This window comes from Streptomyces sp. LaPpAH-108, assembly GCF_000373625.1.
Lineage (GTDB): Bacteria > Actinomycetota > Actinomycetes > Streptomycetales > Streptomycetaceae > Streptomyces.
This window is the reverse complement of record NZ_KB891994.1, coordinates 62,751-74,135: the sequence shown is the minus strand read 5'-3', so window position 1 is coordinate 74,135 and position 11,385 is coordinate 62,751. Positions and strand designations below refer to the sequence as shown.

Below are 11,385 nucleotides of genomic sequence, written 5' to 3'. Positions count from 1 at the left end.
GGGCCCCCCGCAGGGAGGGGGCCCAGCGGGCGCGGGTCAGGCGGTGGGGGTGAACCGCACCGGGAGGGCCTGGGGGCCGCGGGTGAACACGCCCTGCTCGACCGGGTCGAAGCCGTCGGCGAAGCGCAGGTCCGGCATGGCGTCCAGCAGCTGTGCGACGCCGATCTCGACCTCCGCCTTGGCGAGCAGCGCGCCCACGCAGAAGTGGCGGCCCAGTGCGAACGCCAGGTGGTCGGCGGCGGCCGAGAAGGCGTTGGTGGCGGTGAGGTCCTCGCGGAAGATGTCGAAGCGGCCGGGCTCGCGGTAGCGGTTCTCGTCCCGGTTGGCCGAGCCGATCAGGCAGGTGACGGTGACCCCGGCCGGGATGGTGCCGCCGCTGAGCTTCACCTCGGTCGCCGACTGCCGCATGATCATGTGCACCGGCGGGGTGAAGCGCAGGGTCTCCGCGAACGCCCGCGGGATCAGGCTGTGGTCGGCCCGTACGGCGGCGAGCTGGTCGGGGTGGCTCAGCAGGTTGGCGAAGATGCTGGCGATCGCCTTGTCCGTGGTCTCCCCGCCCGCCGCGAGCAGCAGGCTGCAGAACGCCTTGATGTCCTCGTCGCTCATCCGCACCCCGTCGACCTCGGCGGCGCACAGCACCGACAGCAGGTCGTCGCCCAGGTTCTCGCGGCGCTCGGCGATGATCGGCAGCATGTACTCGGCGAACTCCACCCGGGTGCGCTCGCCCGCGGCGGCCACCCCCTGGTCGCCGGACAGGTTGCCGAGGAAGGCGATGACCGTCGTGTACCAGCGGTGGAAGCGGGCGTGGTCGGCCTTGTCCAGGCCCAGCATGTCCGCGATCACGTTGACCGGGAACCGGGTCGCGTAGTCCGCGACGAGGTCGGCGGAGCCGGAGTGCCGGAAGGCGTCGATCAGTTCGCGCGAGTTGCGCTCGATGACGGGCAGGAACTTCTCCTGCAGGTCCCGGCCCCGGAAGGCGGGGGCGACCAGCGCCCGGCGCACGGCGTGCTCACGGCCGCTGAGCTGGAGGATCGTCTTGCCGTGGACCGGCTCGATCTGCCAGTCGTAGTTGTCGGTGGTGAACTCCCCGTCTTTGTCCTTGAAGACGCGTTCGACGTCCTCGTAGCGCGAGATGATGTAACTCTGCGTGGCCTCGTGCCAGATGAGGGGTGCGGTCTCCCGCATCAGCCGGTAGGCCGGGTAGGGGTCCGCCGCGAACTCGGGCGAGAGGATGTCGGGTATCTGTGCCGCAGTGGTCATGATGCTCCGTCGGGACCGGGAATGACGTGTTCCGTAAGGTTATTGATCATTCGTCAGCTCTGACAGTCCCCCGAGGCTTCGAGTGGGGCGCGGTGTCCGTTGTCGCCGGACACCGGCCGCCCCCGTGGTCCTACCTTTTTGCCACCACCCGAAACCCGATCCCCGCCCCCCGCAGCCGCTCCGTCAGCGCGTCCCCCATCGCCGTCACCGTGGTGACCTGCCCGGAGACCGGGGGATTGGTGTCGAAGGCCAGCGAGAGGGCCGCCTCCGCGAACATCTTCGCCGTTTCGTCGTAGCCGGGGTCGCCGCCGGTGACCTCGGTGCAGACGCGGTGGCCGTCGCCCTCGCCGATGAAGCGGACGCGGAACCAGCTGCGGGCGCGGCGCTCGGGGCCGGGGCCTTCGCCGGGGCGGAGGCGGGCGGAGAGCCAGTGGCGGACCGGCGGGAGCTGGGCGGCGGTGGCGAGGGCGCCGACGGCGGCGATGCCGCCCGCCGCGACGGTCAGGTGGCGTACGGCGGCGTAGTGGCGGTAGCGGAAGTCGGGGCCGTAGCGGGCCAGGGAGCGGGCCGAGCGGCGGACGATCTGGGGGTCGATCGTGGGGAGGGGGAGCGCCCAGGCGCCGATCTCCCCGGCGTAGCGCGGGGCGCCGACCGGGGCCGTCGCCCGGCGGCCGAGCAGGCGGGGCTCGTGGCGGGCGCGGTCGCGGGCGGCGGCCAGCATCCGCCCGCCGCGCGCGAACTGGCCCAGCGCGGAGGCCAGGGTGCCGCCGGAGAAGGCCGCGTCCACCGTCACGAAGCCGTCCACGGTCAGCGGCACGCCTTCGGGCAGCTGCCGGACCGTGAAGTACGCGCCCAGGTCGTGCGGCACCGAGTCGAAGCCGCACGCGTGCACCAGGCGGGCGCCGGTCTCCCGCGCGCGGGAGTCGTGCCGTACGTACACCAGGTCCACGAACTCCGGCTCGCCGGTGAGGTCCAGATAGTCGGTGCCGGTGTCCGCGCAGGCGGCGACCAGGTCCTCGCCGTGGGTGACGTACGGGCCGACCGTCGTGGCCACCACACGCGCGTGCTCGGCGAGGGAGCGGAGGGTGGCCGGTTCCGCCACGTCCGCCCGGAGCACCCCTACGTCCTCGCCGCCCGGCAGCTCCGCGCGCAGCCGCTCCAGGCGGGCCTCGTCGCGGCCCGCGATCGCCCAGCGCAGCCCGGCGGGGGCGTGCGCGGCGAGATAGCGCGCGGTCAGGGTGCCGACGAAACCGGTGGCTCCGAAGAGCACGATGTCGTAGGGACGGTCCGTCGTCTTCACTCTGCTCATGACACCCCTGTCCATGACCCTCCCGCCCGTGCCACCCCTTGGTGGTACAGCCCGCGCCGCGCCGGTCGGCCGAGGCTAGCGTGGGCGGTACGGACCACGAGCGGCGGGCCGGGGGCGCGGGCGCGGGTGCCCGGGAATACCCGGAAGAAGCGGGCGAAGCCCGTCGGGCACTCGGCTAAGCGCTCGCTCGTTCAGGTCTTGTGCCCGGTGGAACGTCTTCCTAGCATCACCGGTGTTACATCGGTTGTGTCACACACGCTTGGGGGCTGACGGCATGACGACGGCAACGACGCCGGGGCAGGGCCCGCTCACCGGTGTGCGCGTGGTGGAGCTGGCCGGTATCGGGCCAGGCCCGTTCGCCGCGATGCTGCTTGCCGACCTCGGCGCGGACGTGGTCCGGGTGGACCGCCCGGGCGGCGCGGGCCTCGGCGTCGACCCGGCGTACGACGTGACGAACCGCAACAAGCGCTCCGTCGTCCTCGATCTCAAGGCTCCCGACGGCCCCGCGCGCGTGCTCGACCTCGCCGAGCGCGCCGACGTCCTCATCGAGGGCTACCGGCCGGGCGTCGCCGAGCGCCTGGGCGTCGGCCCCGCCGACTGCCACGCCCGCAACCCCCGGCTGGTCTACGGCCGGATGACCGGCTGGGGCCAGGAAGGACCGCTCGCCCAGCGCGCGGGCCATGACGCGGCCTACATCGCTCTCACCGGCACCCTCGGCATGATCGGCCGCCCCGGCGAGCCCCCGGCCCTGCCCGCCAACCTCCTCGGCGACTACGCGGGCGGCTCCCTCTACCTCGTCGTCGGCGTCCTCGCCGCCCTCCACCACGCGCGCGAGAGCGGCACCGGACAGGTCGTGGACGCCGCGATCGTGGACGGCACCGCCCATCTCTCCGCCATGATCCACGGCATGCTCGCGGCGGGCGCCTGGCAGGACCGCCGCGCCGCCAACCTGCTGGACGGCGGCTGCCCGTACTACGGCACGTACGAGACCGCCGACGGCCGCTACATGGCGGTGGGCGCCCTGGAGGCCCGGTTCTACGGCGAGTTCCTGCGCCTGCTCGGCCTGGACGGGCTGGAGAGCGCCCATCACGACCTCACCCGCTGGCCCGAGCTGCGCGAGCGGATCGCGGCCCGCTTCAAGGCCCGCACGCGCGAGGAGTGGACGGCGGTCTTCGCGGACTCCGACGCCTGCGTGGCCCCCGTGCTCTCGCTGACCGAGGCCCCGCACCATCCGCACCTCGCCGCGCGCGGCACCTTCACCGACCACGCGGGGCTCACCCAGCCCGCTCCCGCGCCCCGTTTCTCCGCCACCCCGACCAGCGTCCGCACCGGCCCCGCGCTGCCGGGCAGCGGCACACCAGAGGTCGCCCAGGAGTGGGGCATCCCCGCGCTGGACGACCGCCACGAAGACGGCCTCCACGACGACTCCCTCGCAGGCGCCGACTGACAGCGGCGACCCCCGCGACAGCCCCTCCCGGCCCACCCTCCCGAAAGGCACCCCCAGTGAGCAGCGAAGCGTACGTGTACGACGCGATCCGCACCCCGCGCGGCCGCGGCAAGGCGAACGGCGCCCTGCACGGCACCAAGCCCGTCGACCTCGTCACCGGCCTCATCCATGAACTGCGCGGCCGATACCCCGAGCTGGACCCGGCCGCCATCGACGACATCGTGCTCGGCGTCGTCGGCCCCGTCGGCGACCAGGGCTCGGACATCGCCCGCATCGCCGCCGTCGCGGCGGGACTCCCGGACACCGTGGCGGGCGTCCAGGAGAACCGCTTCTGTGCCTCGGGTCTGGAAGCCGTCAACATGGCCGCCGCCAAGATCCGCTCCGGCTGGGAGGACCTGGTGCTCGCGGGCGGTGTCGAGTCGATGTCCCGGGTGCCGATGGCCTCGGACGGCGGCGCCTGGTTCAACGACCCGATGACCAACCTGGCCACCAACTTCGTACCGCAGGGCATCGGCGCCGACCTCATCGCCACCATCGAGGGCTTCTCCCGCCGCGACGTGGACGAGTACGCGGCCCTGTCCCAGGAGCGCGCCGCCACCGCGATCAAGGAGGGCCGCTTCGACCGCTCCCTCGTCCCGGTCAAGGACCGCGCGGGCCTGACCGTCCTCGACCACGACGAGCACCCGCGCCCCGGCACCACCGCCGACTCCCTCGCGAAGCTCAAGCCGTCCTTCGCGGACATCGGCGAACTCGGCGGCTTCGACGCGGTCGCGCTGCAGAAGTACCACTGGGTGGAGAAGATCGACCACGTCCACCACGCGGGCAACTCCTCCGGCATCGTGGACGGCGCCTCCCTGGTCGCCATCGGCTCGCGCGAGGTGGGGGAGCGGTACGGCCTCACCCCGCGCGCGCGGATCGTCTCCGCCGCCGTCTCCGGCTCCGAGCCGACCATCATGCTCACCGGGCCCGCGCCCGCGACCCGCAAGGCGCTCGCCAAGGCCGGGCTGACCATCGACGACATCGACCTGGTCGAGATCAACGAGGCGTTCGCCGCCGTCGTGCTCCGCTTCGTCAAGGACATGGGCCTGTCCCTGGACAAGGTCAACGTCAACGGCGGCGCCATCGCGCTCGGCCACCCCCTCGGCGCCACCGGCGCGATGATCCTCGGCACCCTCGTGGACGAACTGGAGCGCCAGGACAAGCGGTACGGCCTGGCCACCCTGTGCGTGGGCGGCGGCATGGGCATCGCCACGATCATCGAGCGCGTCTGAACTCCCGGCGGAACCAAGCTACTTCTACGGAGACGACTGTCATGACCGAGAGCACCACCATCCGCTGGGAACAGGACGACACCGGTGTCGTCACCCTCGTCCTGGACGATCCCGGCCAGTCCGCGAACACCATGAACCAGGCGTTCCGCGACTCCCTCGCCGCGATCACCGACCGCCTGGAGGCCGAGAAGGACTCGATCCGGGGCATCATCTTCACCTCCGCCAAGAAGACCTTCTTCGCGGGCGGCGACCTGCGCGATCTGATCCGGGTCACCCCCGAGACCGTCCAGGACCTCTACGACGGCGGCCTCGCCATCAAGCGGAACCTGCGCCGCATCGAGACCCTGGGCGTCCCGGTGGTCGCGGCGATCAACGGCGCGGCCCTCGGCGGCGGCTTCGAGATCGCCCTCGCCTGCCACCACCGCATCGCCCTGGACGCCCCCGGCTCCCGCATCGGCTGCCCCGAGGTCACCCTCGGCCTGCTGCCCGGCGGTGGCGGCGTGGTCCGTACGGTACGACTGCTCGGCATCACCGACGCGCTGCTCAAGGTCCTCCTCCAGGGCACCCAGTACAACCCGCGCCGCGCCCTGGACAACGGCCTCGTGCACGAGGTGGCCGAGACGCCGGAGGAGCTGATCGCGAAGGCCCGCGCCTTCATCGACGCCCACCCGGAGTCCAAGCAGCCCTGGGACCAGCCCGGTTACCGCATCCCGGGCGGCACCCCGGCCAACCCCAAGTTCGCCGCCAACCTGCCCGCCTTCCCGGCCTCCCTGCGCAAGCAGACCAACGGCGCCCCCTACCCGGCCCCGCGCAACATCCTCGCCGCGGCCGTCGAGGGCTCCCAGGTCGACTTCGAGACCGCGCAGGTCATCGAGGCGCGCTACTTCGCGGAGCTGGCCGCCGGGCAGACCGCCAAGAACATGATCCAGGCGTTCTTCTTCGACCTCCAGGCCGTCAACTCCGGCGCCAACCGGCCGAAGGGCATCGAGCCCCGCCAGGTCCGCAAGGTCGCCGTGCTCGGCGCGGGCATGATGGGCGCGGGCATCGCCTACTCGTGCGCGCGCGCCGGGATCGAGGTCGTCCTCAAGGACGTCGCCCTGGAAGCGGCCGTCAAGGGCAAGGGCTACTCCGAGAAGCTGTGCGCCAAGGCCGTCGCCAAGGGCCGTACCAGCCAGGAGAAGGCCGACGCCCTGCTGGCCCGCATCACCCCGACCGCCGACGTGGCCGACCTCGCGGGCTGCGACGCGGTGATCGAGGCGGTCTTCGAGGACACCGCGCTCAAGCACAAGGTGTTCCAGGAGGTGCAGTCCGTCGTCGAGCCCGACGCGCTGCTGTGCTCCAACACCTCCACGCTGCCCATCACCGCGCTGGCCGAAGGCGCCGAGCGCCAGGGCGACTTCATCGGGCTGCACTTCTTCTCGCCGGTCGACAAGATGCCCCTGGTCGAGATCATCAAGGGCGAGCGCACCGGCGACGAGACCCTGGCCCGCGCCTTCGACCTGGTCCGCCAGATCAACAAGACCCCGATCGTCGTCAACGACTCGCGCGGCTTCTTCACCTCCCGGGTGATCGGCCACTTCATCAACGAGGGCGTCGCGATGGTCGGCGAGGGCATCGAACCGGCCTCCGTGGAGCAGGCGGCGGCCCAGGCGGGCTACCCCGCCAAGGTCCTCTCCCTGATGGACGAGCTGACCCTGACCCTCCCGCGCAAGATCCGCGCCGAGACCCGCCGCGCCGTCGAGGAGGCGGGCGGCACCTGGACCCCGCACCCCGCCGACACCGTCGTGGACCGCCTGGTCGACGAGTTCGACCGCCCCGGCCGCAGCGGCGGCGCGGGCTTCTACGACTACGAGGACGGCAAGCGCGCGGGCCTCTGGCCGGGCCTGCGCGAGCACTTCACCAAGCCGGGGTACGAGATCCCGTTCCGCGACATGCAGGAGCGGATGCTGTTCTCGGAGGCCCTGGACACCGTCCGCCTCCTTGAGGAGGGCGTCCTCACCTCCGTCGCCGACGCCAACATCGGCTCCATCCTCGGCATCGGCTTCCCCGGCTGGACCGGCGGCGTCCTCCAGTACATCAACGGCTACGAGGGCGGCCTCCCCGGCTTCGTGGCCCGGGCACGGGAGTTGGCGGAGCGCTACGGCGACCGCTTCGCCCCGCCCGCGCTGCTGGTGGACAAGGCGGAGAAGGGCGAGATCTTCACGGACGCGAGCTGACGCAGCGTCAACTAGGGGCGCCCCCGGCCGGATTCGTCCGCCGGGGGCGCCCGCGTCGTACACCGCGCTGCGGCGTCGACGAGCCGGGCCGGTGTCGCCCTGCTCGCGGCTCGAAAAACCTTGGTGACCAGCCCAACTCCCTTGCTAAGGTGCGCCGATGTCAACGATCAGGCAGGTTCAGGTCACCTTCGACTGCGCGGAGCCGGAGCGGGTCGCCCGGTTCTGGTGCGAGGTGCTGGGGTACGTCGTACCGCCTCCGCCGGAGGGGTTCGAGAGCTGGGACGCGTTCGACCGGACGTTGCCGCCCGAGCGGCAGGGGGCGGCGTTCGTGTGTATGGACCCCTCGGGGGTGGGACCGCGGATGTACTTCCAGCGGGTGCCCGAGGGGAAGGTCGTCAAGAACCGGGTGCATCTGGATGTGCGGGTGGGCACCGGGCTCGTGGGGGAGGAGCGCCTTGCCGTACTGGAGGCCGAGTGCGCGCGGCTGGTCGCGCTCGGGGCGGTGCGGGAGCGGCTGCTGCGGGCGGACGGTGTCAACGAGTCGTGCATGGTGATGCGGGACGTCGAGGGCAACGAGTTCTGCCTGGACTGAGCGTTTCATCGAGCGGCCGAACACGGCGCCTACGCGTCCCGCCGTAGATCCCGCGCCTCGCCCAGCACCTCGAACCCCGCCGACCGGTACGTGGCGACGGCACCCGCGTTCGCGCTCGGCGTGCAGACCCGCGCGCTGGACGCCCCCAGCTCCCGCAGCGCTGCCGCCGCCGCGAGCGTGATGGCACGGCCGTGGCCGCGACCCCGGTGGTGCCGGTGTACCCCCATCGGCTCCAGCAGCCCGGGCCTGCCCGGCCCGGCCGACCACACCGTCACCATCGCCACCGGGGTGTCCTGGTCGTCGTAGGCGACGAGACACCGGGCAGCGGCGTACGACGATCCGCTCGCCATCGCGTGCCAGTGCCCCGCGGTGAAGACCGACCCGTCGAACGCGGCCCGCTGTACGGCGGCGCGGACGCCGGCCTGCGCCGGGCCGGTCGTCTCGACGCGTACGCCGGGGTCGGCCACCGGCTCCGCGAGGTCGCGGGACAGCGGTGTCCACGGCTCGTCGGGCCGCCAGCCGTCCCCGGCGAGCAGTTCGTGGACCAGCGCGCCCGGCGACGCCTCGACGTACGCCCGCCCCGGCGGCAGCACCCCGCGTTCCGGCGCGGCCACGTCCGCCAGCAGCCGCCGCGCCAGCCCCTCGTCCCGCCACGCCTCCGGCGCGACCGCCAGCCGCAGCAGCCCGGGCCCGTCCAGCAGCCCGACGGCCAGAATCCGCCCACCACGGCTCCAGGTCCGCACCGCCGAGGCCGCGGCCTCCGCACCGAACCGCCGGAACCACCCCAGATCCCCTGGATGCAACTGCATCGGCGCCCCGTCGGCCTGCCACCCCCGCAGCGCCCCCACTGCCTCGGACACCTCGTCGACACCCGGCTTGCCCAGCACGATGGCCATGCCGTCGATGACACACCATGGGGCGGCCGGTCCGCAGCCGGTTTTCCCGTCCGCCTCCCTCGGGGACGACCCCGTGTCAGGAGGTGTCGGCAGTACGCGTGGGTGTCGGCACGCCGGGCTGGGCCGGGGTCGCTACCGCGTCGGTGCGGGGCGCGAGGAGGAAGAAGACGAGCGCGACGACGGTGATGGCGAGTGCGGTCGAGGGCAGCCCCGTGCTCTCGTGCCCCCGGGAGGCGACGGCTGCGACGGCCACCGTCGCCAGGAGGGCCGCGAGGCGGGCGAGTACGGAGGCCAACGCGGCGACCCGGCCGGTGAGCCGGGATTCCAGCCGCGTCTGCCACTGCAGGTTGGCGTCGAGCAGGGTGCGGGTGAACAGGGCGCCGAGGACGACGAGCAGGACCGGCATGCAGGGAGTCGGCAGGGCCAACGCGGCGGCCAGGAGCGCGCTCGCGCCCGCGGTGATCAGCCAGCCGCGCCGGGGGCTGTTGCCCAGGAGCGGCGACTTCACCTCGCGCCGTCCGGTGAAGAGCGACATGCCCAGGGAGCCGAGCGAGAAGCCGGCCCAGGTGAACCCGAGCACGGTGGCTGAAGCGCCCCGGGCCGCAAGGACGATCGGGAACCCGAGGGTGATCACGGGCATGGGGAGATTGAGGACCAGTTGCCTGCTGAGCGCGTCGCGAACGAGCGGTTGCCGCCGGGCGACGCGTGCCCCCTCCCAGGTGAAGGACTTTCCATCGGGTGTCCCCGCGGCGGGCCTGGCCCGGCGTTCGGCGCGGGGAAACAGCGACCGGACCAGGCTCAGACCGACGAGGGACAGCAAGAAGGAAAGGGCATTCGCGCCCAGTACGACCGGCAGGGAGGTCGCGGCCACGACGAGTCCGCCCGCGCCGGTGCCGACGATGTCGGCGGTGTTGCGCACGGCCCGGTCCTTGCCCAGCAGCGTCTTGAGAGGAACACCGGCGTGAGCGGAGAGCTCGCGGAGCACCGCGGTACGGGTGGAGGTGGAGAGGATGCCGACACCGGCATCCAGGGCCTGCACGGCGGTGAGACCGTAAGTGACTGCCGACGAACGGCCGTTCGCCACGACCACCAGGCAGGTGATCCCGTACAGCGCGGCCCGGCCCGCGTCCATGGTCATCAGCGAGGGCAGCCGCGGCAGCCGGTCGGCCAGGGTTCCGCCCAGGGGACCGAAGATAAGTTCCGGGACGATGGTCGCCGCGGACACGGCCACCAAGGACCACACGCTGTCGGTCCGCACCAAGGTGACCCAGGGCAGGGCGAGCCGCCATGCCGAGGTCCCGATCTGGGAGGCGGCGTATCCCGCCCAGAACAGCGACAGACTGCGGCGTTTTCTCACCAGAGCCCCCCCGTCTCCGCTGCGGCCGGTTCGTCAGCGGCGGCCGTCTCACGCACTCCTCGCGGATTCCTAGTCCGTGTTCTCCAGAGACGACTCCCCGTCCTCCGTCTCCGTCCCCGCCAGCCACTGCCGTACCTCCCGCTTCAGTGACCGCTGGAACGTGGTCAGCAGGGCCTGTACCACCAGCGGCTGCATGTGGGCCGACAGGGAGCGGACGTCGCGGGCGTCCCGTTCCGTCACCGCGCCGCGCAGCAGGTCGGAGAGTTCGCGGGCGGCGGCGCGGGAGTGGTCGAGGAGGGCGGTGCGGGCGGCGAGGATGACCTCCTGGGAGAGGGGGACGTCCAGGAGGCGTACGCCGAGGCGCAGCAGACCGGCGTCCACGCGCCAGCCGTCGCCGTCGGGGGTGAGGACGTCCATTGCGGCGAGGCGTCGTAGGGCGTCGTCGTCCAGCGGGCGTCCGGCCCGGCGCTCCAGGTCCGCGCGCGAAAGCGTCTCCACCGCCTCGGGCGCCCAGGAGGAGACCACCGCGCGGTGCACGGCGAGGTCCTGGTCGGAGAGGTCGGCCGGAAGCCGCTCCAGATACCGCTCGATCCCGGCCAGTGTCAGCCCCTGGAGCTGAAGTTCCTCGATCAGCGCGAGCCGGGCCAGGTGCGCGCGGCCGTAGCGGCCCACCCGGCGCGGGCCTATCACCGGGGGCGGGAGCAGTCCCCGGGTGCCGTAGAAGCGGACCGTGCGCACGCTGACGCCGGACCGCGCGGCCAGCTCGTCGATGGTGAGGGCGGGCTCCTCGGCCTCGGTCGTCCCGCGCGGCAGTCCTCGGTGGCCGCGGTCGTCCTGCGCGCCGTCCTCGCTCGTCATGCGCAGCAGTATCGCCGCCGTACCGGTGCTGTGAAAGCAGGGGAGGATGTGTGAGAAGTACCGCTCTGTGACGTGGACCACCGCATTACGGGTGATCTCTCTGGGAAGCTGCTCCCTTGGTCTGAACCGCGAACACCGAGGCGGGGCGGGCCGAATTGTCAGGACCCCGGGCCCACGAG

At 72.6% G+C, this 11,385-nt stretch carries 9 protein-coding genes; 4 read left to right on the top strand and 5 right to left on the bottom strand.

The genetic code is table 11. The annotated features are described in order from the left end of the window. Positions 1-36 precede the first annotated feature (36 nt). Together B079_RS0116040 and B079_RS0116035 are read right to left on the bottom strand one after the other, a co-directional pair. Positions 37-1,260, bottom strand: a complete 1,224-nt coding sequence (locus tag B079_RS0116040) for a cytochrome P450 (protein ID WP_018546848.1) — start codon at positions 1,258-1,260, stop codon at positions 37-39. A 130-nt stretch (positions 1,261-1,390) separates the two neighbouring features. After that, positions 1,391-2,569, bottom strand: coding sequence for a saccharopine dehydrogenase family protein (locus B079_RS0116035; RefSeq protein WP_026248750.1), 1,179 nt, complete (start codon positions 2,567-2,569; stop codon positions 1,391-1,393). 274 nt (positions 2,570-2,843) lie between these two features. Here B079_RS0116035 and B079_RS0116030 point away from each other — a divergent pair, with 274 nt between their 5' ends. The 4 genes from B079_RS0116030 to B079_RS0116015 all read left to right on the top strand — a co-directional run bounded on the left by B079_RS0116030 (position 2,844) and on the right by B079_RS0116015 (position 8,095). After that, a complete protein-coding gene (locus tag B079_RS0116030) occupies positions 2,844-4,016 on the top strand; it encodes a CaiB/BaiF CoA transferase family protein (protein ID WP_051095168.1) in 1,173 nt (390 codons plus the stop codon). Between the two features lie 56 nt (positions 4,017-4,072). Further along, on the top strand, positions 4,073-5,287 hold the full coding sequence (locus B079_RS0116025; RefSeq protein ID WP_026248749.1) for an acetyl-CoA C-acetyltransferase: 1,215 nt from the start codon (positions 4,073-4,075) through the stop codon (positions 5,285-5,287). A gap of 41 nt (positions 5,288-5,328) precedes the next feature. Beyond that, entirely contained in the window at positions 5,329-7,503 is a 2,175-nt protein-coding gene (locus tag B079_RS0116020) for a 3-hydroxyacyl-CoA dehydrogenase NAD-binding domain-containing protein (protein ID WP_018546844.1), read from the top strand. Between the two features lie 157 nt (positions 7,504-7,660). Then, positions 7,661-8,095: a VOC family protein gene (locus B079_RS0116015; RefSeq protein ID WP_018546843.1), complete on the top strand. Its 435-nt coding sequence runs from the start codon at positions 7,661-7,663 to the stop codon at positions 8,093-8,095. A gap of 29 nt (positions 8,096-8,124) precedes the next feature. On the opposite strand, the gene B079_RS0116010 is transcribed toward B079_RS0116015, so the two are convergent. The 3 genes from B079_RS0116010 to B079_RS0116000 form a co-directional block, all read right to left on the bottom strand. After that, complete coding sequence (locus tag B079_RS0116010) at positions 8,125-8,991, bottom strand: GNAT family N-acetyltransferase (protein WP_018546842.1); 867 nt, start codon at positions 8,989-8,991, stop codon at positions 8,125-8,127. A 76-nt stretch (positions 8,992-9,067) separates the two neighbouring features. Then, positions 9,068-10,348: a hypothetical protein gene (locus tag B079_RS35205; protein ID WP_018546841.1), complete on the bottom strand. Its 1,281-nt coding sequence runs from the start codon at positions 10,346-10,348 to the stop codon at positions 9,068-9,070. A 69-nt stretch (positions 10,349-10,417) separates the two neighbouring features. Continuing rightward, positions 10,418-11,206 carry a MerR family transcriptional regulator gene (locus B079_RS0116000; protein ID WP_051095187.1) on the bottom strand — a complete coding sequence of 263 codons (789 nt, stop codon included), beginning with the start codon at positions 11,204-11,206 and terminating at the stop codon, positions 10,418-10,420. Positions 11,207-11,385: the final 179 nt, after the last annotated feature.